We start from the raw sequence: 22,562 nt of genomic DNA, 5'->3' as shown, positions 1-22,562 counted from the left end.
AATGAGTGAGCCCTACGACTGGGATCTATTCATCTCGTATGCGAGCGAGGACCGCGATTCGGTGGTAAGGCCCCTGGTGGACGCCCTGAGACAATTCGGGCTAAATCCGTGGTGGGATGAATTTGAATTAAAGGTAGGCGACAGTCTTTCGCGAAGTATCGATAAGGGTTTGGCTCGCTCACAGTTCGGTGTCGTCGTGATATCTCATGCTTTTCTCGAGAAACGCTGGGCCGAATATGAACTTAGGGGCCTAACCGCCAGGGAATTTAATGGGTCCAAGGTGGTGCTACCAGCTTGGTACGGTATTCGAGTTGAGGATGTGCTGCGGTATAGCCCTCCGCTCGCCGACAAGAAGGCTGTGATCATTGGTTTTCCGCCAGACAGCGATAGTCTTATCGACACAGCAATGAGCATCCTCGAGGTGGTCAACCCGGACCTCCTCACCAAGCTCACTCGTCGAGTAGCTTGGGAGGCTCGGCGGAAGAACGCTATTCAGGTCAGCGTCCCGCTTTCGCAGGTGAAAGCGGGCGGGAAACGTCACGCCGAGTTGCCGGACCACCTCATCAGTCGGATTCGGCTGATTCGTGCAGCTCTCCTCAGCGTCTACCCGCAGAATATGGAGTTCTGGTTAGATGGCTTCTCTGGGGACGCTCATCCGAGTAGGGAGATTGCAGTGTGGGAGCGCATCGCTTCCGCTTACCTCGAGGTTCTCCAGTTTGGGCTAATCGCAGGCGAGGACCAGCAGCAGGAGGTGTTCAACTTCTTCCTGAGCATGTCGATGAGCTCCGACGAGCCCTTCGAACTAGCTCCTGAGCTGGATGAGCATAGGGACCTATTCGTCGCCACTTTCAGTCAATCAAGACCCGTCATTGAAGTTGAGGATTCTGAGCCGTTCCCCTTCGGAGAGGAGCAAGACGTGGGCGGGATCGATATCGAGGACTTCGCGGACCGGCTAAGTCCAGAACTGGCTGAGCGCCTCATCGAGCGCGCCGCGGGGAGCGCGCAGGGTGAGTGAAACCACCAAATTTGCAACACGTTCTTGCGTACCGAGGGCGCCAGGCTCGATCGGGCGCTAATGCCGAAGACGCAAAGTAGCGGAGCACGAGAGATAATCCGACGCGGTCTGCCTTCCCGTGAGCCAGCGGTGTCATTCTCCCCGCCTCGCGAAGTACCACACCCGTGAGCCAAGATCGACAGTCTTCTTCGCGAATCTTCGATGAGCTGGGATGGCGGTCGTCATGGCAGAGGTCGACGGGTATGACTTCAGCGAGGAACGCATTAGTCCCGGCAGTGGGATGACGCTTCCGAAGTCCCGGCGCGCGCGTGAGTCGGGGCTGGTGATGTCGCCCATGGCATCCAAAATCCGCGTGATTCCGCAGTCTTTCCAGTGGGGTGGGATTGAGTATTACGCTCAGTCGTGTTAGCCCCTCTGGGGAAGGCGTCAAGGACGGAGGTATCCGGTGCAATCGGATTCACGCGGCCACTGTGCTCGACCCTCGACCCGAGCTATCCGGGAATTCGTGGGAAGTCCTTGTTCCTACCCTGCTCCTCCTCGGCCACGCGCTCCTTGTCCTGCTCGTCCATGGTCAGCGCCCGGTCGTCCGGGCGTCGTTCATCCGCTCCCGGGGCTGCTGACGAGAGTCGTCTTGCTCAGGTTGGGGGCGGCGCCCTCGGGCTCGAGCGGGTCGGTGGGTAACGGTGTGGGGTCGGTCGTGGCAGCCTCCGGATCGTGTGGTGATGGAGCGTCAGCGTCGCATCCCGATCGGGGCTGGGCAGCAGGGTTGACAACCGAGGAGCAACGTCATGCCTGTCGGGCGCGCGTGGCACCGGGCCGGCGCTCGGCGATCGTCCACGCCTCAGCGGACGGATCGTGCTCGTCGACCTCGGGTTGAGGCTGGGCTCGGCGGACGCCGTCGGCGAAACGGCCGTCAGCGAGCTGCGGGGGGCTGAACAAGCGCCGCACCGGACGCACAAGAACGCGGGGGCGCTCGGCCGGGCGGTCTGCGCACCCGGCCGAGGCCCCCATGCTTCACACCCGGGTCATCGTCGACGGATACCCCCCGCCACCGGGTACACGCACTCGCCGACCGTCTCGCGGTCGTCGTCGCTGAAGGCGCCGCGGAGTAAGCGGGGCTTCCCTTCGCGCCGGCCCAATGGTCAGGGTGTCGCCCTCGAGCGCGTATACGTAGTCGGAGGTGTCGCCCTGCGAGTTGTACGTCGAGCAAGATGAATTCGGCACCCTGGCGATCGCCACGCGCTGGTGCTGTCCGCCTGGCAGCTCGTCGGGGTAGCGGTCGAGCATGTCGTCGGGCAGCGCCACCTGCTCTGAGAGGTCGGCGGTCACGGCTCGAGAGCCAGCCGCCGATCCTCTACCACTAAGCCGCCGCGCTAGATTATGGGTCTAGGGCAGATCAAACTCGTGTGGGATAGCGCTGATTCGATCTTTGGTCCGTCTGAGGAGGCTGGTGTGGCCAGCGGTCCGCTATGGTCTGAGTCAGGCTCTCGAGGGGAGAGCCGCAACGCTCAGTCAACGGAGAGGGAGCGACGAGTGGAATTTTCAGAGCGCCTTGAATCACTCGCTGTGAAGGTGCGAAACCAGGCCACCGCGATCGGGACGGAAGAGGCTACGAAGAACGCGTTCGTCATGCCGTTCATCTCGACGATCCTGGGGTACGACGTCTTCGATCCGCTCGAGGTGGTGCCCGAGTTCACTGCTGACGTCGGCACGAAGAAGGGCGAAAAGATCGACTACGCCATCATGCGTGATGGCGAAGTCCAGATCCTCATCGAATGCAAGCCGTCGATGGGCTCACTCAAGATTGAGCACGCTTCGCAGCTGTTCCGGTACTTCGCGGTGACGAACGCCCGTATCGCCGTGCTCACGAACGGTGTCGTTTGGCACTTCTATACCGACCTCGATGCGCCCAACCGGATGGACGCAAAACCCTTCCTTATCCTCGACCTACTCGACATCGACGAGACACTCATCGCAGAGATCCAGAAACTGAGCAAGGACAGCTTCGATCTAGACTCCATCATCAGCGCGGCCGAGGAACTCAAGTACATCGGTGCACTGAAGCGGGAGATTGCAGGGCAGTTCCGAGAACCCACGGACGAGTGGATCAAGTTCTTCACCTCCCGCGTTTATGACGGCGCCTTCACGCAGCGGGTGCGACAGCAATTCACCGGACTCGTCGGAAAGGCTGCGCACCAGTTCCTCAACGAGCGCGTCAACGACCGGCTCAAGGCCGCGCTTGGCGTAAGCGGAGCTAGCCAGATCGCTGAGGTGCCGCCTACGACGAGTTCCGAAGTTGCTGAAGCCGATCTGGACCGCGACACCGAGATCGAGACCACGCTAGAGGAACTCGAGGGCTACCAGATCGTGAAAGCTATCGCTTGCGGAGAGGTCAAGCCCCAGCGCGTCACTCAGCGGGACGCCAAGAGCTACTTCGCCGTCCTCCTTGACGACAACAACAGAAAGCCGATTGCCCGCCTGCACTTCAACGGTAAGCAGAAGTACCTGGGCCTGCTCGATGAGGAGAAGAGCGAAACACGCCACACGATTGGGGATCTCGACGAGATCTATGTCCATGCGGAGGCGATTCGCGACGCGGTACGGCGTTACGCATAGGCCATCAGCCGACTCGTCCGGATGTCGCCTTCAGGTGACCCGAGTGGTGCTGTGAGCGGTCTAACCGGTCACGGGATCCGCGGAAAGTCCTCGCCCCTGCCCTGCTCCTCGGCCGCCAGGCGATCCTCCTGCTGCTCGTCCATGGTCGGCGCCCGGTCGTCCGGACGCTCTTCATCCGCTCCCGAAGACTGCTGGCGGGAGTCGTCGTCCTTGCTCAGGTCAGGATCGGTACCCTCCGGATCGAGCGGATCGGTGGGGAACGGGGTGGGGTCAGACATGGCAGCCTCCGAGTCGTCGATGGAGGGCCAGCGTCTCATTCCGCAGAGCGTGAAGGGGTGAGGGTTGACAACTGTGCACACGAGCCCAGGTCAACGGACGAGCGTTTCGCGGAGACGTCGTACGGTGATCGCATGACCGCAATCGTTCCGACGTACACTGCCGCCCAGGTGCGCGCCGCGGAAGCGCCGTTGCTCGCCGCCGGCATCCCGCTCATGCGCCGGGCCGCGGCCGCGCTCGCGGAAGTGATCGCCGAGCACGAGCCGAAGCGGATGCTGGTTCTCGCCGGAGCCGGCGACAACGGCGGCGACGCGCTGTTCGCCGCCGCCGCCATCGCGGCTCGCGGCGTGCGCGTCGATGTCCTGCGCACGTCGGAGCGTGTGCATGAGCAGGCGTTCGCAGCGGCGACAGAGGCGGGCGCAATCACGGTCGGTCTCAAAGGACTCGAAACGGCGACGTACGACCTCGTCATCGACGGGATTCTCGGCATCGGCGCTCGCGGCGGGCTGCGCGGCGCGGCCCGAGCCGCCGTCCGCGCGCTGCTTCGAGCATCCCCCCGCGTGGTTGCCGTCGACCTGCCGAGTGGACTCGACCCCGACACCGGTAAGGCCGACGGTTTCGTGCTCCCCGCCCGCACGACGGTCACCTTCGGCGCGGTCAAAGCCGGGCTGGCTCTCGGCGATGGTCCACGCCTCAGCGGACGGATCGTGCTCGTCGATCTGGGGTTGAGGCTGGGCTCGGCGAACGCGGTGGGCGAGGCGGCCGTCAGCGAGGTGCGGCGGGGCTGAACAACCGCCTCACCGGCCGCGCAAGAACGCGCGGGCGCTCGGCCGGGCGGTCCGCCCGCCCGGCCGAGGGCCCGGTTCACACCCGAGTCATCGTCGACGGGTACCCGCCGCCCCCCGGGTACACCCACTCGCCGACCATCTCGCGGTCGTCGTCGCTGAAGATGCCGCGGAAGTACGCCGGGCTGCCCTTGGCGCCTGCCCAAATTGTCAGGGTGTCGCCCTCGAGCTCGTAGACGTAGTCGAAGGTGTTGCCCTGCGAGTCGTAGAAGCGCGAGGCGAGGTCTTCGCCGACCGGCTCACCGAACGGACGCAGGTTGCCGATCACCTCGAAACCCTCGACCTTCTCGCCGAACTGCTCGAGGTCGACCTTCTGAAGGAGGAAGAACCCGCCCAGGGCCCACTCGTAGGTCACGGTTCCCGGGGCGCCACCGGTGACGGTCCACGTCCCCACCAGGCGGTGAAGGGCCTTCAGCTGCTCGCTCGGCACCGGCTGTTCGCCCATGCCGTAGTCGTCGATGGTCTGTGCGCTTGTCTCGTTCATGATCATTCCTTCTGTCTCAGGCGGCCGGATGCCGCGTTCAACAGAGACGACGGAGCCCGTGCGGCGTTCTCGACATCAGTACCGAGAAAGATCCAGATGTTTCCATGTCAAGGCGTCGATTTCGGCTCCGTGGTGTCCATGAGACCCCCCGGGGCAGGAAACGGAGACCACATCATGACCACTCGCACCACCACCGGAAACGCCGCTCCGACGGGCACCACGCATCGGCCCAACACGGCGCGACTGCTTCTCCTCGCAGCACTCGCCGGACCGGCCTTCTACCTCTCATCACTGCTGCAGGCGCTGACTCGCCCCGGCTTCGACATCCGCATCCATCCGCTCAGTCAGCTCGCCAGCGGTGAGCTCGGCTGGATCCAGGTGCTCTCGTTCGTGATCGCCGGGCTCGGGGGTCTCGCCCTGTCGGCCGGGTACCGTCGCATCCGCCCCGACGGCTTCGGTCGGCGCTGGGCGCCGCTGCTCATCGCCGGCTTCGGGCTCGGCTTCATCCTCGCCGGGCTGTTCCCCATGGATCGTCAGAACGGGTTCCCGGTCGGCGCGCCGGAAGGCACCGTCCCGCTGTCCTGGCACGCGATCGTGCATGTGTCGGCGGCGGCCGTGTCGTTCCTCAGCCTCGCCGTGGCGTGCATCCTGCTCGTGGTGCGGTCGGTACGCCAGCGTCACGCGGCGGCATCCATCGGTCACGGCGTCGTCGCGCTCGTGCTGCTGCTGCCCACCTCGCCCACCGAATCGAGCATCCAGATCGCGCTCACCGGTCTGGTCGCGTTCACCTGGGTCACCGTCGTGGCGATCCGCCTGCGGGCCTGCGCGTGAGCGACCCGACACTCGATACCCTTCCCCTGCACGCTCACTTCGAAGAGGAGAACCGTGAAGTTCCTGCTGCTCAGCTACACCCCCACCGATTCGTGGGATGCCGCGACCGCCGATGCCCCGACCCAGGAGGCGCTCGACGCCTTCGCCGCCTACCAGCAGTTCGAGCTCCGGTTGCGCGAAACCGGCGAATTCGTGCTCAGCGAGGGCCTCGGCCACCCCGCCGTCACGACAACCGTCCGCAAGGGCCCCGACGGCGTCGTCGCCACCGACGGCCCCTTCGCCGAGCTCAAGGAGGTGCTCGCCAGCTTCGCCATCATCGAGTGCAGCGGCATCGAACGCGCGCGTGAGATCGTCGCCGAGATGGTGTCGGTGCTCGGCGAGCCCATGGAGATCCGCCCGATCATGGGAGACGACTTCGCGTGACGGCATCCGTCGACCAGCGCATCGAGCGCATTCTGCGAGAAGAGGCCCCGCAGGTGCTCGGTGCGCTGGTACGGCGGTTCGGGCGGTTCGACGCGGCCGAGGATGCCACTCAGGAGGCGCTCCTCTCCGCGCACACCACCTGGCGTAACGAAGGCATTCCGGTCGAGCCGCGCAGCTGGCTGATCCGCGTCGGATATCGGAAGCTCATCGACCTGCTGCGTTCCGAGGATGCCGACCGCCGGCGTGAGCAGGAGTGGGTCGACAGCCCTGAGAAGCGCGCCGCGCCGCTCACCCCTGGACCCGCCGTGGTTGGTCACGACGACAGCCTCGAGCTGCTCGTGCTCTGCTGCCACCCCGCGCTCAGCGACGCGTCCCGCATCGCGCTCACCCTGCGCGCGGTCGGCGGACTTACCACCGCCGAGATCGCACGCGCCTACGGCGTCAGCGAGGCGACGATGGCGACCCGCATCAGCCGCGCCAAGCAGACGCTCCGCAACGCGGGTGCGCGATTCGAGCTGACCGTCGCCGACGACCTGCGTACCCGCCTCGCCGCCGTGTCCCGCGTGCTTTACCTGATCTTCAACGAGGGATACACCGCAACCGCGGGCGAGGCACTGAGCCGCGTCGACCTCACGCAGGAGGCGATCCGGCTGACGCGGATGCTCGCGGGGGTTGCTGCCGACGACGCCGAGGTGCAGGGGCTGCTGGCGCTCATGCTTCTCACCGAGGCCCGCCGCGACGCGCGCCAGGAGGACGACCGCCTCGTGCTCATGCGGCACCAGGACCGCTCCCGATGGGATGCCGCACTCCTCGACGAGGGGCGACGGCGCATCGAAGCCGCCTGGAAGCGCGGCGAGCTCGGCCCGTACCAGATCCAAGCGGCTATCGCCGCCGTGCATGCGGAGGCCGCGACCGAGGCCGATACCGACTGGACGCAGATCGCCGCCCTTTACCTGTGGCTGGAGCGGTTGGAGCCGACCGCTCCCGTCCGTCTCAGCCGTGTCGTGGCGGTCGCCCGCGCCTTTGGCGCCCCACGCGGGCTCGCACTCCTCGACGACCTCGACCGCAAGCACGGCATCATGGCCGACCCGCTCGTCGCGGCGAGAGCGCATAGCGTGCGGGCGCACCTGCTCGACGACCTCGGCCGGCACGCCGAGTCGCGCGCCGAGTTCCGCGCCGCCGCTGAACTCGCTGTGAACGAGGTGGAGAAGCGGTATCTCCGTGAGCGCGGCGGCGCGTAGGGCCGAGGCAGCGACGAAGTAGCGGGTCGGATGCTCCGCCCACAGCCGCGACCGATCAGCCGCCGCGGAGCACTCGCATGCTCTGCGCGAATCTGCCGCGCCAGGTCGTCGGCTGTGCGTTCTCGCGCGCGGCCAGCTCGGCGCTGGCCTTCTCATACGACTCCCGCAGGCGGTGGTACGCCCTGCCGCGCCGCTGAACCGCGTACCCGAAGGCGACTGCCAGGAGCGAGACCGCGACCCATACCCACGGCGCCGGCTCGGATGTCTCGAAGAACCGGGAGACAGCAGCGCCGAGAAGTGCGGTCGCGAGCACCATGACGCCGCCGCCGAGCCAGTCGTGAACCCGAGCGGTGTCTGCGGCGCGATGCGCGTAGCGATCGGCATCCTCTGCTGATTCCAGGCGATCCACGTCGAGGTAGCCCGGTGTCGCGAGCGACGGCCACGGATTGTCGGCGACCTGCTTCTCGCTTTCGGTCATCCCCTCGAAGTACGCCTGCTGTCGGTCGGCGCGGGCGATCATCCTCAGGCCCCGCAGGACGGTGATCCATACGGCGATCCATGCGACCAGCAAGCCGATCATCACGAGGGGCTGCGCGTCGCTCGCGGGCCACGAGAGCGCGATGCGGAGTGAGCCGAGCAGCGCCGCACTGCTCAGGAACCACCACCCTGTGCGTGATCGGAGTCCGGCGGCGACGAGATCGCGGATCCGGCTCTTGGGGCCGACGAAGACAGGAAGTGTCCAGCCGACTGCCACGAGGTGTAAGGCCAGTGCCAAGGTGACCAAGGAGGTGGCCGTCTCCATTGCCAGAGGGAAGTAGTCTCCATCGGCGAGTGACTCGCCCGCGGCCCAATCGCTCCAGGCACCTGCCCCGACCGCCAGCGCGGCCAGAACGATCTCAGCGAGTACGACCCACCAGAGAGCCATCCCCACGATCATCGCGCCGCGACCGACGGCCGCCGTTCTTCCGCTGCGGGTCTTAAATGCCATATCGCGCAAGATACTTGGTCACGGCGACATCCCGGTGCAGGGCGGTCTCCGTCGTGGTGTCCGCTGAAGAACCACCGTCAACGGTCAGGCCTCAGTCGGCCCCGCGCCATCCGATTCCCGCGCCGGCGATCCGCCGCTGCGCTTCATCCGCCGCCACCGGCTCACCGACGTCGGTCCCGCGCTCGAGCCCGACGACGGAGTGCACGATCGTGTCCTCATACACATGCACGAGGTTGTAGCCCTGCGTGGCATCCTGCCCGCGCGTCGCCCCCACCGGCTGCGCGAGGTCCTGCCCGTACGCGCTCGACGACGCCACCGCGACGGGGATGCCGGCGAACGTGCCGAACGACGGATGGTGCACGTGACCCGAGAGAATCCCACGCACGTCGCTTCCCCGAAGAACAGAAGCCAGGCGCCCCTGATCACGCAGCTCGACCGTCACCGCCAGATCGAGCACGGTCGGCAACGGCGGGTGGTGGATCAGCAGCAGCGTGCCCGCGGGAGCGGGCGTCGCCAACTCATCGCGCAGCCAACCGAGCTGCGCCTCGTCGATCTCACCCCAGTGCTCGCCGGGTACGGTCGAGTCGAGCACGATCACCCGCATCCCGCCGAACCAGCGAACCTCGGTGACCGGCTCGTCCGCGGCACCACCCAGCCCGAGTTCGGCACGCATCACCCCGCGCGCGTCGTGGTTCCCCGCCGCCCACACCACCTCGCACCCGAGCGCAGCCGCGGCCGGCTCGACGAGCGCCCGCAGCCGCCGGTAGGCGGTGGCGTCGCCGCGGTCGACCAGATCGCCGGTCAGCAGCAGAGCATCCGGCCGCAGTCCAGACAACACCAGCCGCGACAGCGCCAGCTCCAGATTCGCGTCGGCATCCGTCCCGCTGCCGTACAGCGGCGACCGCTCGGCCGGCAGATGCGTGTCTGAGATGTGCACGAAGGTGTGCGACGGGCGGGGGTGTTCGGTGAGGATCATGTCTCTTCCAGGTCAGCGAACGAACGGCGTACAGGTTCAGCGGGCGGCGGCGGTCGTGCCGGCGACGAGCGAGCCCGTGAAGCCGCGCCGCACCGTGTCGACGGCGGCATCCGCGGTCAGCAGGGTCTGCATCGTCTCGACGGCGGCGGCGGCGACGTCTTCCACGGGAATGCGCACGGTCGTCAGCCCGAGCAGATCCGCTCCGGGAAGGATGCCGTCGCATCCGGTCACGCTCAGATCATCAGGCACCGAAAGGCCGACCGTGCGTGCCGCGCGCATCACAGCGAGCTGCCGGTAGTCCGAGGCGCACATCACGGCGGTAGCGCCATCACGCACGGCGTCGAGCGCCTCGTCGACCCGATCCGAAGGCGCGGCGCCGGCCGACAGCAGGGTCACGGTCGCCCCGGCATCCTCGAGCGCCTCCCGCATGGCGGTCGCACGCAGGTGCTCGGGGTACGACGCCTCGGGGCTTCCCGCCAGCACCACCACGCGGCGGTGCCCCAGAGAGGCGACATGCGACGCGAGCAGACGCCCGTGTGCGGGGTCGTCGTAGTGCACGGTGTGGATGCGGTCGGATGACTCGACTCGCCCTGCGCGCAGGATCGGCACCTGGTCGGCGAACGGCTCGAGCTGCTCGGTGCTCACGCCTCCGGTCGCGACGATCAGCCCCGCCACCCGCATGCCGAGCAGCCGGTGCAGCGCGTTCACCTGCGCGGCCCCGCGCTCGTCGGCGCCGATCGTCACCGTGACGAGATCGAGGCCCCGCCGGTGCGATTCGTCCTGCAGGCGCGAGAACAGCAGACCATACGCGGGGTTGCTCGCGTCACGCAGCATCAGCCCGACGGTGCCGGTGCGCCCGGCCGCGAGCTCGGCCGCGGCGGTGTTGCGCACGTAGCCGAGCCGCTCGGCGATCTCGAGGATGCGCTCCCGCGTCTCCTCGGCGAATCGCCCCTCGCCCTTCAGCGCGCGCGTGGCCGTCGCCCGTGACACCCCTGCCGCGGCGGCGACGTCGCTGATCGTCACCCGCAGGGCCGGCGTGGCAGCATCCTTCCCGCTCACCCTCGCCGCATCCGAACCGCTCACGCGCGCGACCTCCGCCGGCGCGGCGTCTTCGACGACCCGGCACGTGATCCCCGTCCATACACGAGATACATGGTGACACCCATGACGATCATGAGCAGCACCGTGTATACGAACGTGATCGGCATCGCGTCGAGGTTGTTCTCGCCGCGCGTGCTCTCCTGAATGGCCACACCCAGCGGCTGGTAGAGCGGGTGGTACAGGAAGATCGCCGCGTCGTAGTCGTCGAGCAGGCTGTTGAAGTTCAGCGCGGTGATCGCCGCCGCGGTGGGCAGCACGAGAGGGATGAGCACGCGGCGGAAGGTCGTCAGCGACCGGGCACCCAGGATGCGGGCGGCATCCTCGAGCGAGTCAGGCACCGACGCGAAACCCGCCTTCAGCAGCCGCAGCGTGAACGGGATCTTCACGATGATGTACGCGATCAGCAGCAGCACCGGCGTGCCCGTCAGCACGATGTTCGCCACCACGGCCTGCGGGCGGTCGAACGCCATCACCAGGCCGAGGGCGATCAGCACGATCGGCAGGATCCACGGAATGTGCAGCACGTACTCGATCGCCGTCGTGATCACGTTGCGGTGCTTCTGCAGCACCCGGGCGACGAACAGCAGTCCGCCCACGACGATCACCGAGGCCAGCGCGCTGTAGACCACGCTGACGATGAACGGTCGCAGCGCGCTGGCGCTGGAGAACACGGCGATGTAGTTGTCGAGCGTGAAGCTGTCGAGCGTGATCGACCCGGCCAGGATGCTGCGCGCGTCGACGAACGAGAAGATGATGATCAGCACCACGGGGATCAGGTAGATGATCCACAGCGCGTACGCCACCACGTGCACGACGACGTTCGCGAACGGGTTGCGGATCGGCTGCTTCTGAATCGGGGTCGCCACCTTCGCCACCGAGAAGTACACGCCCGACTTCTCGGCCCGGTTCATGATCGCCAGCAGGATGATCGTCGCCACACCCAGCACGATCGCCAGCAGCGCGGCGATGTCGCGGGTGACGGGACTGCGCGACAGGTCGATGATCAGCGGCGCGACGGTCTGGAAGTCGGGCCCGCCCAGCACGAGCGGCGCGGTGAGGGCGCCGAGGCCGATGAGGAAGGTCAGCACGGTGACGGCGAACAGCATCGGCTTCATCACCGGCAGCACGATGCGGCGCAGGATCGTCCAGCTCGATGCGCCCATCAGCTTCGCCGCCTCGATCGACGCGTAGTCGACCTTCGCCAGCGACGACGACAGGAACAGCATGTGGTTGGTCGTCGTCGCGAACGTCATCACGAACACGACGGCGAAGTATCCCGAGAACCAGTCGCGGTCGAGCTCGGGATTGACGTTCGCCATGAGGTTGGTGACGAACCCGAACCGCCCGTAGATGAAGTTGTACCCGGCGGCGAGCACGATGCCGCCGTAGATCAGGGTGGTCGCGTACCCGAGCCACAGCAGCCTGGCGCCGCGGATCTTGAAGTACTGCGTCACCAGCACGATGAACACGCCCACCACGTTGACCGTGATCGACAGCGTGATCGCGAGCAGGAAGCTGTTGCCGAGCGTCTTCATCGCACGCTCGCTGCCGAGCAGCTTCTCGATGGCCCGCACGCTGAACTGCCCGTCGGGGAAGAAGGTCGTCGCGAGCAGCGCCGTGTTCGGTAGCACGAGGAAGGTCGCGGCGAACCAGATCACCACGATGCCGGTGACCCACGCGAGCGGCGAGCGGAGCATGGCGCGGATGCTGCCGGGGCGGCCGCGCCGGCGGCGCGGGCCGCGCCGTGTGTCGGATGCCGCGGTCGCGGTCAGCACTCCGGCTTCGCCGGGCAGCGCCGCCTCGGGCGGCGGGGTGGGGTTGGTCGGGGTCGTCATGTCAGGTCGCCGGGTACTGCAGGACCCAGGCCGGGTCGACGCCGATCTGCACCGCGTCTCCGGCGTCCCACCGTCGTGCGCTCGCGCTCGCCGGAACGCTCACGCGCAGCGTCGCGTCGCCTACGGCGATCTCGTAGACGCTGTGGCTGCCGTGGTACGTGCGCGCCACGACGGCGCCGGTGAGGGTGGCGGATGCCGGGCACGGGTCGCCGGCGCCGGCCAGCTGCAGCTTCTCGGGCCGGATGTAGCTCTCGGCGTTCGCGTCGAGGTCCGACTCGGCCAGACGGGAGAGGATGCCGGGGGTGAGGCGGTTGCTCTCGCCGATGAACCGGCAGACGAACGCGGTCGCGCTGCGGTCGTAGATCTCCTCGGGGGTGCCGACCTGCTGCAGGCGACCCGCGTCGAGTACGGCGATGCGGTCGCTGAGGGTCAGCGCCTCCTCCTGATCGTGGGTGACGTAGACCGTGGTCACCCCGACGTCGTGCTGCAGCTGCTTGAGCTGCTCGCGCAGCTGTACGCGCAGCTTCGCGTCGAGGTTCGACAGCGGCTCGTCGAGCAGCAGGATGCGCGGGGTGAGCACGAGCGCGCGGGCGATCGCGACGCGCTGCTGCTGACCGCCCGAGAGCTCAGACACGTTCTTGTCGAGCTGCGATGCGGCGAGCCCGGTGCGCTCGGCGATCTCGTCGACCCGTCGGCGCTGCTCGGCCTTCGAGATCTTCTTGACCGATAGGCCGAACGCGATGTTGTCGCGCACGTTCATGCTCGGGAAGAGCGCGTAGTTCTGGAACACCATGCCCACGTCGCGCTTCTCGCTGGGCACGCGCGTGACGTCGCGCCCGCCGATGTGGATGCGGCCCCCGGTGGGCTCGATGAACCCGGCCAGCGAGCGCAGGGCGGTCGTCTTCCCGCATCCGGAGGGACCCAGGAGGGTGAAGAACTCACCCTCCTGGATCTCCAGATTCAGGTTCGAGACCGCCTTGTGGTCGCCGAACGCGACCTCGACGTCTTCGAAGCGAATCATGTGCGGTGTCAGCCGATGTACTCGAGGGTGACCTTCTCGACCCAGGCGCCGAGGTTCTCGCTGACGAAGCCGAAGTCGATGTCCTGACGCGGCATCGACTCCATCAGCTCGACCACCGCGGGGTTCGCCTGCTCGATCGCACCCTCGTTCACCGGCATGGCGTTGAACTCGGCGGCGAACTCGCCCTGCACCTCGGCGCTGCCGAACCAGTCGATGAACTCCTGTGCCTGCTCGTCGTTGCCCGAGCCGGCGATCTGCGCGATCTGCTCGGTCACGTACGGCACGCCGTACTCGGGAACGATCGTGCCGGTCGAGGTGCTGTACTCGGCGTCACGAGCCTCGATGCCGCTCGACGGCAGCACGCCGTAGTCGACCTCGTCGCGGGTGATGCGGGCGTAGAGGTCGGTGCCCTCGACCGCGGGGGAGCCGTTGGCGTAGTACGACTCGACGAGGCTCCAGCCCTCGTCGCTGACGCCGAGGTCGCCCGACTCGTCGAGGTTCTCGGTGAGGATGCTGGCGAGCACGAGCTGCGGGGTCGCCTGGCCGAGCGCGGGGTTGACCTCGTAGCGGCCCTGGAAGGCGTCGTCGGTGTAGAGCTCTTCGAGGGTGGCCGGCGGGCTGTCGACGCGGTTCTCGTCGTAGACGGTGACGATCGCCTGCTCGACGAGCGGCCAGTAAGCGCCGTCGGTCGGGTCGCCGGCGTCGGCGGGAACCTCGCCGCTCCACGCGGGCTCGTAGGCCGTGATGGCCTCTTCGGCTTTGAGCTGCTCGAAGAACATGTTGTTCAGGCCGAAGACGACGTCTCCGACGGGGTTGTTCTTCTCGGCGATGATGCGGTTGGTCAGGTCGGCGCCGCCGAGGCCCACGATCTCGATCTCGATGCCGGCGTCAGCCGCCTTCTCGGTGATCCACTCGCCACGGCCGTCGCTGTTGGAATTGGTGTAGACGATGAGCGTGCCGGCGTCGCCGCCGTCGCCCCCGCCGTCGCCGGCCGGCTGGTCGCCGCCGGCGCAGCCCGTCAGGGCCACTGCTGCCACCGCGGTGATCCCGATGAGGGGCCAGCGCTTCTTTCGGATGTCGACCATGGTCGTCCCTTCTCGTCGTCGAGTGATGCCGCTTCGACATTACCCGAGCGTTGTGAGATAAACACAAAAATGTTGCGGAGTTGTGGCCGCGGTCACGCGACCGCACTCAACATAGGTGGCCGCCGTGAACGTGGGGAGACGGTGGGGTGAACGACCGGCGGTTTGACGGCGTCAAGCCCTTTTGCCCGGCATCCGGCACGTTCTACGGTCGTTCCTACGATCCCGATCGGAGGTGACCGGTGGCACCCGCACACGTGCACGGTCTTTCGGCAGGTGCCGGATCCATCCAGTGGGTGTTCGCGCTCCCCTACCTCCTCGCCGTCGGGGGCTATCTCGCCGCGATGTCGATCGATCGCCGCCGCGGGCGCCGCTGGCCGCCCGCACGCTGCGTCAATTGGGTGGCCGGGTGCACCGCCGCCTTGGTCGGCGTGATGGCACCGCTCGTCGTTCCCGGTGCATCCCTGTTCGTCGGGCACATGGCCGCGCACCTTCTGGTGGGAATGCTCGCGCCCCTTCTCCTGGTGCTCGGGGCCCCGATCTCGCTCGCGCTGCGCACACTCGACGTCGTACCTGCTCGCCGACTGAGCCGCATCCTGCGGAGCGCTCCGGTGCGGTTGCTGACCATTCCTGCCGTCGCCGCCGCGCTGAACGTCGGCAGCCTGGCGGCGCTGTACCTGACCCCGCTGCACAGCCTGGCGCAGGTGCCGTTATACCACCTCGTGCTCATGGGGCACTTCCTGATCGTGGGCTGCCTGTTCACCGCGGCGATCGTGCCGGTCGACCCCAGCCCGCACCGCTCGTCCATCCGCATCCGCGTGGTCGTGCTCGTTCTCACGCTCGCCGCGCACGCCGTGCTGGCGAAGCTGATCTACGCGTATCCGCCGTCCGGTGTCGGCGTCGGCGAGGCCGAGACCGCCGCTCAGCTGATGTACTACGGCGGAGACGCCGTCGACCTCGTTCTCCTGTTCCTTCTGTTCGCTCAGTGGTACCGCGCGACGGGACGGCGGTTTCTCCGGCCGTCGATCTCGACGCCGGCGGAGAAGGCATGATGAGCGGGGCAGTCGACCACGACAGGGCGGATGCCGCGCGCCGCGGAGTCGTCTTTCGCAACCGATCGTTCTGGGCGGCCGTCCTTCTGGGTGTCGCCTCCATGGCGGCCATCGACGAGATCGTCTTCCATCAGATCCTCGGGTGGCATCACTTCTACGATCGATCCTCCTCTGAGATCGCCCTCGTATCCGACGGGCTCCTGCACGCCGGAGAGCTGCTCGCCTTCGCCGCCGGGTTCTTCCTCATGCTGGATGCCCGTCGCCGGGGCGTCTTCTCGCGCGGCATCGCCTGGAGCGGGTATCTGTGCGGACTCGGCACCTTCCAACTGTTCGACGGGGTGGTCGCTCACAAGGTGCTCCGTGTGCACCAGGTTCGCTACGGCGTGGAACTGCTGCCCTATGACCTCGCCTGGCTTCTCGCCGCGTGCGTTCTCATCGCCGCGGGACTCCTCATCGCCGTCTACTCCGTCCGCAGGGGTCGCCGTGCGCGAACGCTGACGCGAGACCAAAACGGCGGATTCTCGCCCTCTTGATCACAGATGCAACCGTAGGGTTGCATTCTGGCGAAGTAAGTGCAACACTGAAGTTGCAGATGGCCGATCGGCCACTGACATCCATTCAGAAAGGCACCATCATGGTGAACATGACAGACAGCTCCTCCTCGGTCGTCGACGAGGAGACCTTCTCCGTGCGGCGCACGATCCACATCGCGGCATCCGTCGACAAGGTCTGGCGCGCCGTCACCGAGCCCGAGTACATCTCGCGCTGGTTCGGCCGCACCGTCCTCGATGGGGCGGGCGTCGGTGCGTCGGGCACCATGACCTTCTCCAACGGGGCCGCGATCCCGCTGCGGGTCGAGGCGAAGGACGAGAACCGGCTCGTCGCCTACGCCTGGAGCAACGACGACGCGCTCGGCGACGTGCCGGCAGAGCTCGACGAAGCCACCGCGACGGTGTTCACCTTCACCCTCGACGAGGTCGACGGCGGCACCCGCCTCACGGTCGTCGAGTCCGGCTTCGAGCGCACCTCCGATCCCCTCGCCAACCTCGAGGATCACCGCACCGGCTGGGACTCCGAACTCGACAAGCTCGTCGCCCTCGTGGAAGGAGAGGCGTGACCGCAGGTGCTCTGATCCCCATGTTCGCTGCGCTCGCCGACGAGACGCGGTGGAGCATCCTGACGGCGCTCGGCGAGGGGGAGGCCTCGGCCTCGGCCCTCGCCGGGCGGCTGCCGGTCTCTCGCCAGGCGATCGCCAAGCACCTCGCGGTGCTTCAGGAGGTCGGGCTCGTGGAACCCGTGCGGGTCGGCCGCGAGGTGCGGTTCCGGGTGATCGGCGCGGAGCTCGCCGCCACCGCCCGGGCGCTCGACGCCATCGGCCGGAAGTGGGATCGCCGCCTGGCCGAGATCAAGGAGATCGCCGAGGGGCTGTAGGCCGGGTTGCCGGCTCAGCTGTCGTCCGGCTCGGGGACGTAACGCAGCAGGTCGCCTGGCTGGCAGTCCAGCGCCTCGCACAGGGCATCCAGCGTCGTGAAGCGCACCGCCTTGGCCCGTCCGTTCTTCAGCACCGCCAGGTTGGTGGGGGTGATGCCGATGCGCTCCGCCAGCTCGCCGACCGCCATCTTGCGGCGCGCGAGCATCACGTCGATGTCGACGATGACCGGCATGTCAGATCACCTCACCGAGCTCGTCGCGCAGAGTCCTCGCCTCGGTCTCACGGTCGATCGCCTGGCGCAGCAGCATCTTCATCACGACGACCAGCAGCGCCATGCCGCCGAGCACCAGCGAGCCGCCGCAGACCAGCCCCACGATGCCCGGCGCGACCCGCGTGGGTGCCAGGATCGCCGCGAACGCGAATGCGAGCAGGGCGGCTGCGGCGATCGCACCGATGATCACGTCGACGTACCGGAACGACGACGTCTGGAAGATCGAGCCGCGGCGCACCTTGGTGAGCAGCATCCACACGCAGACCGCGAACACCTGCATCGTCGCGACGCCCAGCACGGCGATCACGACGAAGCTCACGCGGAACCAGGTCGGCGCCTGATCGAGGTCGATCCACAGCAGCGGCACGATCACCGTCTGCACCACCAGTGACCCCGCGAGCGCCAGCGCGATCACCACGCGCAGCAGCAGAATCGTCGTCTTGCCCATATCCTCGCCTCTCGTCGTGTGACGATGACAATCTATCGTTAATCGTTCGATTTGAGAAGCGCCGCTGCCGAGGTAACTCAAGACAGCGGGTCGGAGACACACTGCAGGCATGAGGCGGCACGTCGTCGAGTGAACGGCGCCGATGGGTCTTGTCGAACGACATATAGCGACATATCGTTAACCATCGTTCGCCAACAGGAGGTCATCATGAACGGTTCGTTCCCCGGCGGCTTCGGCCACATCTTCGGCGACGGCGGCAAACCCGGCGCCGGCATCTGGGAGGCCATGGACAAGCTGCGTGCCGAGTTCGAACAGCGCAACGGCGGCTCGCGCATGGCCCGTGGCGACGTGCGGGCGGCGGTCATCGCCCTGCTCGCCGAGAAGCCCATGCACGGCTACCAGATCATCAGCGAGATCGGCGAGCGCTCCGGAGGCGCCTGGAAGCCGAGCGCCGGATCTGTCTACCCGACCCTGCAGCTGCTCGCCGACGAAGGGCTCATCACCTCTCAGGAGCAGGGCGGTCGCAAGACGTACTCGCTCACCGAGACCGGCATCCGCGAATCCGAGGCCGCCGCCGACAAGTCCGCCCCGTGGGAGAACCTCGGCGCGCGCTCGGGTAGCAACATGACGGCGATCCCGAAGGCCGGCATGGAACTCGCCAGCGCCGCCGCGCAGGTCGCTCGCACCGGCACGCCGGAGCAGGTGCAGCAGGCGGTGGAGGTGCTCGACGAGGCGCGTCGTAGGCTGTACTCGATCCTCGCCGACGGTTGACGCCGACGCCGAAAGAAGGGGCCTCGATGGCGGACCACGACTCCGAGGCCTCATGGCAGGCCGAGCGCCCCGCCGCGCGTGACGCGCGCACTGACGATGCCGCAGCCGGCTGGCGCGGAGGCCGCGCCCGGTACCGCCGCATCCTCAACTTCGCCGCCCGCGCCTTCGTGCAGACGTGGTGGTACGAGCTCGTGCTGCCGAAGCTCGGGATGTCGCGGATCGCCGAGAGCACAAGAGACGCACGGATGCTGCGCCTCGCCCGGCGCTTCCGCGACCTCGCGGTCGACCTCGGCGGCCTGATGATCAAGGTCGGCCAGTTCATGTCGTCCCGCCTCGACGTGCTGCCGCCGGAGATCACCGCCGAGCTCGCCGGCCTGCAGGACGAAGTGCCCGCCGTCCCGTTCGAGCAGATCCGCGCGCTCGCCGAGGCACAGCTCGGCGTGCCGCTCGAGCGCGCCTTCGCGTCGTTCGACCCGGTGCCCGTCGCCGCGGCATCCCTCGGGCAGGCGCACCGCGCGACCCTCTCGGAGACGGATGCCGCCGACACCGGGCTCGAGCGCGTCGTCGTCAAGGTGCAGCGCCCGGCGATCGACCAGATCGTCGCGGTCGACCTGGCCGCCCTGCGCCGGGTGGCGGGCTGGCTGCGCCGGGTGCGCGTGGTCTCCGACCGCGTCGACGCTCCGGCGCTCGTGGAGGAGTTCGCGCAGACCTGCCATGAGGAGATCGACTACCTGCACGAGGCGGCGAGTGCCGAGCGGTTCGCCGAGTGCTTCGCCGACGAACCGCGGGTGAGCGCGCCGGCCGTGGTGTGGGAGCGCACCACCCGGCGGGTGCTGACGCTCGAAGACGTCACCGCGATCAAGATCAACGACACCCGGGGACTGCGCGCGGCCGGCATCGACCCCGCCGACGTCGCGCAGGTGTTCGCCGAGGTCATGCTCGACCAGGTGTTCACGCATTCCTTCGTGCATGCCGACCCGCATCCCGGCAACATCTTCGTCACACCGCACGACTCGGGCGCCGGGGGATGGCACCTGACCTTCGTCGACTTCGGCATGATGGCCGAGGTGCCCGACCGGCTGCGCGACGGTCTACGCAGCCTCATCATCGCCGTCGCCTCGCGCAACAGCCGCGGTCTCGTCGCCGCCGCGCAGGAGATCGGCGTGCTGCTGCCGTCGGCGAGCACGGCCGAGCTGGAGCGGGCGCTGACCGTGCTCTTCGCACGGTTCGGCGGCATGGGCTTCAACGAGCTCCGCGACGTCGACCCGCGCGAGTTCCAGGCCTTCGCCGTCGAGTTCGGCGACACTGTGCGCGCCCTGCCCGTGCAGCTGCCCGAGAAGCTGCTGCTGCTCATGCGCGCCGTCTCGCTCACGTCGGGAATGTGCAGCTCGCTCGATGCGACGTTCAACATCTGGGAGCCGGTCGAGCCCTATGCGACCCGGCTGCTGCGCGCCGAGAGCGGTAACTTCGCGCAGGATGTGGCAGGGCAGATGCTGTCGAACGCCGGCGTGCTGTGGCGGCTGCCCGCCGAGATCGACTCGGTGCTCACCCGCCTCGACCAGGGCGCGCTCACGTTCGACACCTCACGCCTGGAGCGCCGCCTGGACCGGCTCGTGCGCATCGGCAAGCGTGCGGTCTCGGCGGTGCTGTTCGCCGCGATGCTCATCGGCGGCATCCTGCTGCTCGGCCCGCTGCCCGTGCTGGGAACCATCCTCATGTCGGTATCCGCCATCCCCCTGCTGCACGCCGTGTTCAGCGGCGTCGGCGGGCGGTGAGCCGCACCGAAAGCATCCGTTCGGGTCGTTCCGGCGGCACGAATTCAGGACGCGTTCAACTCTGAAGGATGCTGTCGCGCTGAGCATCCTTCAGAGTTGCGATCGTCCTCCGAAGTTAAGCCCGTGGACGTATCCAGAGCTCGAGATCAGCTCATCGTGATTGGGACAAGGCATCAATCGTTGTCGTCCCGCTCGATCTCGACCGACAGCACGCCAGGAACGTCAGCAATGGATCCCAGGAGCTCGGAAGGGCTCACACCAGACCTGCTGCGGAGGCTGATCGCGGCCTGGAAGCGGGGCGATTTTCCGGGCTTCGATATGTCCTTCGTTTCGGTGACCAACGCCTCGAACCCCGCCTGACTCGCCGTCGACAAGGTGTTGCGCAACGCCCCGTTCCCTTCGCGATAACGGATGATGAACGTTGCATTGTGCGGCGCTCGCCGGACGAAGATACCCAGTCTCCCGAGCAGGGTCACTGTGAGAAGGTGGAGACCGGTAGCGAGCAACGCGAGGATAGGCGCGCCGGCCCCACACGCCATCCCGATGGCCGCAGTAAGCCATATGGAGGCCGCGGTCGTCAGTCCTGAGACGGCGTTTTGGCGTACGAAGATCACGCCGGCCCCGAGAAAGCCGATGCCCGAGACGATTTGAGCGGCGATCCGAGATGGATCGACGAGCGTGTCGGGTCCGACGACGCCCTGGAAGCCGTACGCCGACACGAGCGTGAAGACCGCAGAACCGACGCCCACGAGGGTGTGAGTGCGGATGCCCGCGCTCTTCAATTTTCGATGCCGCTCGATTCCGATAACCGCCGAGAGGACGAATGCGAGCACAAGAAGCGCGCTCTCAGTCAGTGTCGTCGGTGTCACCCATTGGATCTGCACTACGGCTCCACCCCACTCATCGAGTTCCACTGATCAATGCGTCGAGAACTCCAGGGCGACCCGGACGGATTCATCGCGGACATGATCGTCATCGACTGCTCAGGACTGATGAGCGGGCTGCCGCCAGCGCCGCGCAGATCAGTCGTTCATGCCCGAGACCGGTAGTCGAGGACGACTTGGAGGGCTGCCTGAGGAGACGTGTCCAGCATCTCGAACGCGCTAGGGGCGTTCTCGGCGGGCATCGTGTGCGTGATGAGCGACTGCAGGTCCAACTTGCCGTCGCGGGCAAGCTCGAGGGCCGTCGTGGACATGCGCAGCTCGTTCCAGCGGTGCTGGAGGGCGGGCGCGACCCCGGAGATTTGTGACCCGACGACGGACACCCGGTTGTGGTGGAATTCCTCGCCGAGCCGGATGGCCGTGGCAGGGCCCTGGAAGAATCCGGCCGCCACGACCCGCGAGCTATAGGCGGCCGTGCGGATCGCCTCGTTGAGCGCGTGATAGCTGCCGCTCATCTCGATCACGACGTCGGCGCCGCGGTTGTCGGTGAGCGCGCGGACGCGCTCAGCCACGTCGACCGCCGTCGGGTCGAGGGCGAGCGAGGCGCCGAGGGTTTCGGCGAGCTGCCGGCGTTCCCGAACAAGATCGACGCAGATGACCCGGGCGCCGTTGAGGCGTGCCAGCTGGGCGACGATCTGCCCCGGGACGCCCGCGCCGAAGACCACGGCCGTCTCACCGACGTGGATATCGGCGTCGAGGACGGCGTTCAACGCGATGGCGCCGATTTTGGCGAAGATGCCGAGGATGGGGTCGAGTCCTTCCGGCATGATGCGCTCGCGTACCCACTGAGCGGGGCGGACGATGGAGGAGCGGTGCCCCCAGGTTCCCCATACCAGCGCGCCCTCGAGGTCGGGGTCCACGCCGGCGCCGATCTCGACGACGCGTCCCACCTCTTCGTAGCCCCACGCATCGAGGGGGTAGGCGTGCGTCGACTCGCCGGGCACGAACAGGCGCCGCGCGGCATCCCATTCGTTGCTCAGGTAGGGATTGCTGCCTCGATAGGCCGTCAGCTCGGTCCCGGCGGAGATGCCTGAGAAGAGGGTCTCGAGGCGCACTTCGCCGTTCTCGACGGAAGGCTCGTCGAAGTCGACGACCTCGGCTGCACGGGGGGAGGAGAAACGAACAAGCCGTCCCATGG

Annotated in this window: 25 protein-coding genes; 12 read left to right on the top strand and 13 right to left on the bottom strand. The window is 67.3% G+C overall.

The window, feature by feature from the left end; all coding sequences use genetic code 11:
* Nucleotide 1: 1 nt before the first annotated feature.
* Nucleotides 2–1,015, top strand: a complete 1,014-nt coding sequence (locus tag ACFWH5_RS04580; protein WP_378832263.1) for a toll/interleukin-1 receptor domain-containing protein — start codon at nucleotides 2–4, stop codon at nucleotides 1,013–1,015.
* 1,014 nt (nucleotides 1,016–2,029) lie between these two features.
* On the opposite strand, the gene ACFWH5_RS04575 is transcribed toward ACFWH5_RS04580, so the two are convergent.
* On the bottom strand, nucleotides 2,030–2,344 hold the full coding sequence (locus tag ACFWH5_RS04575) for a hypothetical protein (protein ID WP_378832261.1): 315 nt from the start codon (nucleotides 2,342–2,344) through the stop codon (nucleotides 2,030–2,032).
* A gap of 204 nt (nucleotides 2,345–2,548) precedes the next feature.
* Here ACFWH5_RS04575 and ACFWH5_RS04570 point away from each other — a divergent pair, with 204 nt between their 5' ends.
* Nucleotides 2,549–3,631, top strand: a complete 1,083-nt coding sequence (locus ACFWH5_RS04570) for a type I restriction endonuclease (protein WP_378832259.1) — start codon at nucleotides 2,549–2,551, stop codon at nucleotides 3,629–3,631.
* Nucleotides 3,632–3,699: 68 nt separating this feature from the next.
* Here the strand turns inward: ACFWH5_RS04570 and ACFWH5_RS04565 are convergent, their stop codons facing one another.
* Nucleotides 3,700–3,909: a hypothetical protein gene (locus ACFWH5_RS04565; protein ID WP_378832256.1), complete on the bottom strand. Its 210-nt coding sequence runs from the start codon at nucleotides 3,907–3,909 to the stop codon at nucleotides 3,700–3,702.
* A gap of 132 nt (nucleotides 3,910–4,041) precedes the next feature.
* Between ACFWH5_RS04565 and ACFWH5_RS04560 the strand changes: the two genes are divergently transcribed.
* Nucleotides 4,042–4,695, top strand: a complete 654-nt coding sequence (locus ACFWH5_RS04560) for an NAD(P)H-hydrate epimerase (RefSeq protein WP_378832253.1) — start codon at nucleotides 4,042–4,044, stop codon at nucleotides 4,693–4,695.
* Nucleotides 4,696–4,771: 76 nt separating this feature from the next.
* Here the strand turns inward: ACFWH5_RS04560 and ACFWH5_RS04555 are convergent, their stop codons facing one another.
* Nucleotides 4,772–5,236: a hypothetical protein gene (locus tag ACFWH5_RS04555; RefSeq protein ID WP_378832251.1), complete on the bottom strand. Its 465-nt coding sequence runs from the start codon at nucleotides 5,234–5,236 to the stop codon at nucleotides 4,772–4,774.
* A gap of 174 nt (nucleotides 5,237–5,410) precedes the next feature.
* Between ACFWH5_RS04555 and ACFWH5_RS04550 the strand changes: the two genes are divergently transcribed.
* The 3 genes from ACFWH5_RS04550 to ACFWH5_RS04540 are packed head-to-tail and all read left to right on the top strand — an operon-like array spanning nucleotide 5,411 to nucleotide 7,731.
* On the top strand, nucleotides 5,411–6,067 hold the full coding sequence (locus ACFWH5_RS04550; protein WP_378832249.1) for a DUF998 domain-containing protein: 657 nt from the start codon (nucleotides 5,411–5,413) through the stop codon (nucleotides 6,065–6,067).
* A gap of 54 nt (nucleotides 6,068–6,121) precedes the next feature.
* Nucleotides 6,122–6,490, top strand: a complete 369-nt coding sequence (locus tag ACFWH5_RS04545) for a YciI family protein (RefSeq protein ID WP_378832247.1) — start codon at nucleotides 6,122–6,124, stop codon at nucleotides 6,488–6,490.
* On the top strand, nucleotides 6,487–7,731 hold the full coding sequence (locus ACFWH5_RS04540) for an RNA polymerase sigma factor (protein ID WP_378832244.1): 1,245 nt from the start codon (nucleotides 6,487–6,489) through the stop codon (nucleotides 7,729–7,731). The genes ACFWH5_RS04545 and ACFWH5_RS04540 overlap by 4 nt, the downstream gene beginning before the upstream one ends.
* A gap of 55 nt (nucleotides 7,732–7,786) precedes the next feature.
* Here the strand turns inward: ACFWH5_RS04540 and ACFWH5_RS04535 are convergent, their stop codons facing one another.
* The 6 genes from ACFWH5_RS04535 to ACFWH5_RS04510 all read right to left on the bottom strand — a co-directional run bounded on the left by ACFWH5_RS04535 (nucleotide 7,787) and on the right by ACFWH5_RS04510 (nucleotide 14,737).
* Complete coding sequence (locus ACFWH5_RS04535; RefSeq protein ID WP_378832242.1) at nucleotides 7,787–8,719, bottom strand: hypothetical protein; 933 nt, start codon at nucleotides 8,717–8,719, stop codon at nucleotides 7,787–7,789.
* Nucleotides 8,720–8,810: 91 nt separating this feature from the next.
* The gene (locus ACFWH5_RS04530) at nucleotides 8,811–9,695 is read right to left on the bottom strand and encodes a metallophosphoesterase (RefSeq protein WP_378832241.1); all 885 of its coding nucleotides are present in this window, start codon (nucleotides 9,693–9,695) and stop codon (nucleotides 8,811–8,813) included.
* 36 nt (nucleotides 9,696–9,731) lie between these two features.
* On the bottom strand, nucleotides 9,732–10,778 hold the full coding sequence (locus ACFWH5_RS04525) for a LacI family DNA-binding transcriptional regulator (RefSeq protein ID WP_378832238.1): 1,047 nt from the start codon (nucleotides 10,776–10,778) through the stop codon (nucleotides 9,732–9,734).
* Nucleotides 10,775–12,631 (bottom strand): ABC transporter permease, encoded by a 1,857-nt coding sequence (locus ACFWH5_RS04520; RefSeq protein ID WP_378832236.1) that lies wholly within the window; start codon nucleotides 12,629–12,631, stop codon nucleotides 10,775–10,777. Before ACFWH5_RS04520 ends, ACFWH5_RS04525 begins: the two co-directional genes overlap by 4 nt.
* Nucleotide 12,632: 1 nt before the next feature.
* Nucleotides 12,633–13,652, bottom strand: coding sequence for an ABC transporter ATP-binding protein (locus tag ACFWH5_RS04515; RefSeq protein ID WP_378832233.1), 1,020 nt, complete (start codon nucleotides 13,650–13,652; stop codon nucleotides 12,633–12,635).
* A gap of 8 nt (nucleotides 13,653–13,660) precedes the next feature.
* On the bottom strand, nucleotides 13,661–14,737 hold the full coding sequence (locus ACFWH5_RS04510) for an extracellular solute-binding protein (protein ID WP_378832231.1): 1,077 nt from the start codon (nucleotides 14,735–14,737) through the stop codon (nucleotides 13,661–13,663).
* 239 nt (nucleotides 14,738–14,976) lie between these two features.
* Between ACFWH5_RS04510 and ACFWH5_RS04505 the strand changes: the two genes are divergently transcribed.
* From ACFWH5_RS04505 to ACFWH5_RS04490, 4 genes are all read left to right on the top strand, one after another.
* The gene (locus tag ACFWH5_RS04505; protein WP_378832229.1) at nucleotides 14,977–15,786 is read left to right on the top strand and encodes a cytochrome c oxidase assembly protein; all 810 of its coding nucleotides are present in this window, start codon (nucleotides 14,977–14,979) and stop codon (nucleotides 15,784–15,786) included.
* Complete coding sequence (locus ACFWH5_RS04500) at nucleotides 15,786–16,319, top strand: DUF2243 domain-containing protein (RefSeq protein WP_378832227.1); 534 nt, start codon at nucleotides 15,786–15,788, stop codon at nucleotides 16,317–16,319. The genes ACFWH5_RS04505 and ACFWH5_RS04500 overlap by 1 nt, the downstream gene beginning before the upstream one ends.
* 110 nt (nucleotides 16,320–16,429) lie before the next feature.
* Complete coding sequence (locus tag ACFWH5_RS04495; RefSeq protein ID WP_378832224.1) at nucleotides 16,430–16,903, top strand: SRPBCC domain-containing protein; 474 nt, start codon at nucleotides 16,430–16,432, stop codon at nucleotides 16,901–16,903.
* Nucleotides 16,900–17,217 carry an ArsR/SmtB family transcription factor gene (locus ACFWH5_RS04490; protein ID WP_378832222.1) on the top strand — a complete coding sequence of 106 codons (318 nt, stop codon included), beginning with the start codon at nucleotides 16,900–16,902 and terminating at the stop codon, nucleotides 17,215–17,217. Before ACFWH5_RS04495 ends, ACFWH5_RS04490 begins: the two co-directional genes overlap by 4 nt.
* A gap of 14 nt (nucleotides 17,218–17,231) precedes the next feature.
* On the opposite strand, the gene ACFWH5_RS04485 is transcribed toward ACFWH5_RS04490, so the two are convergent.
* Together ACFWH5_RS04485 and ACFWH5_RS04480 are read right to left on the bottom strand one after the other, a co-directional pair.
* The gene (locus ACFWH5_RS04485) at nucleotides 17,232–17,450 is read right to left on the bottom strand and encodes a helix-turn-helix domain-containing protein (protein ID WP_378832220.1); all 219 of its coding nucleotides are present in this window, start codon (nucleotides 17,448–17,450) and stop codon (nucleotides 17,232–17,234) included.
* Between the two features lies 1 nt (nucleotide 17,451).
* Nucleotides 17,452–17,937: a DUF2975 domain-containing protein gene (locus ACFWH5_RS04480; protein ID WP_378832217.1), complete on the bottom strand. Its 486-nt coding sequence runs from the start codon at nucleotides 17,935–17,937 to the stop codon at nucleotides 17,452–17,454.
* Nucleotides 17,938–18,144: 207 nt separating this feature from the next.
* Here ACFWH5_RS04480 and ACFWH5_RS04475 point away from each other — a divergent pair, with 207 nt between their 5' ends.
* Entirely contained in the window at nucleotides 18,145–18,708 is a 564-nt protein-coding gene (locus tag ACFWH5_RS04475; protein WP_378832215.1) for a PadR family transcriptional regulator, read from the top strand.
* Between the two features lie 26 nt (nucleotides 18,709–18,734).
* Nucleotides 18,735–20,483, top strand: a complete 1,749-nt coding sequence (locus tag ACFWH5_RS04470; protein WP_378832214.1) for an ABC1 kinase family protein — start codon at nucleotides 18,735–18,737, stop codon at nucleotides 20,481–20,483.
* A 173-nt stretch (nucleotides 20,484–20,656) separates the two neighbouring features.
* Here the strand turns inward: ACFWH5_RS04470 and ACFWH5_RS04465 are convergent, their stop codons facing one another.
* Complete coding sequence (locus tag ACFWH5_RS04465) at nucleotides 20,657–21,397, bottom strand: MgtC/SapB family protein (RefSeq protein ID WP_378832211.1); 741 nt, start codon at nucleotides 21,395–21,397, stop codon at nucleotides 20,657–20,659.
* Between the two features lie 116 nt (nucleotides 21,398–21,513).
* Nucleotides 21,514–22,560: a zinc-binding alcohol dehydrogenase gene (locus ACFWH5_RS04460; protein WP_378832210.1), complete on the bottom strand. Its 1,047-nt coding sequence runs from the start codon at nucleotides 22,558–22,560 to the stop codon at nucleotides 21,514–21,516.
* Nucleotides 22,561–22,562 lie beyond the last annotated feature (2 nt).

Source organism: Microbacterium sp. NPDC058345 (assembly GCF_042723855.1).
Lineage (GTDB): Bacteria > Actinomycetota > Actinomycetes > Actinomycetales > Microbacteriaceae > Microbacterium.
The sequence above is the reverse complement of the archived record's forward strand: the minus strand, read 5'-3'. Positions and strand labels throughout refer to the sequence as shown.